Source organism: Mycobacterium sp. DHQP2018-32-09 (genome assembly GCF_058148405.1).
The window spans coordinates 1-371 of sequence record NZ_JBYVYK010000214.1 but is presented as its reverse complement, the minus strand read 5'-3'; the positions used below and the strand labels follow the sequence as shown (position 1 = coordinate 371).

At 66.8% G+C, this 371-nt stretch carries 1 pseudogene; it reads right to left on the bottom strand.

Annotated features, from left to right (window positions below):
• A pseudogene (locus AC30CM_RS27410) lies at nucleotides 1-371 on the bottom strand (4-hydroxy-2-oxovalerate aldolase); the annotation flags it as partial.

Below are 371 nucleotides of genomic sequence, written 5' to 3'. Positions count from 1 at the left end.
TGGTCTTCTTGGCCGCCGATGAGTTTGCGTTGCCCGGCGCGGTGCAGCAGCTGATGGGCGGGCACGCCGTAGCGTTCGGACTGGCGGATGGCGTGTTTGAGGAAGCTGGAGTACACCCCCGAATAGCCCATGATCAACGCGTTGCGGTCCAGCAGACACTCCGCAGGCATCGCCGGGGCCACGACCTCCTCGGCGGCATCGGCGATGTCGAAGAAGTCGATCCCGGTCTTCACACCGATCTTGTCGAACACCCCGATCAACGCCTCCACCGGCGCATTACCCGCCCCCGCACCGAACCGGCGACACGACCCGTCGATCTGGCGGGCTCCGGCGCGCACCGCCTCGATCGAGTTCGCCACCCCCAACCCGAG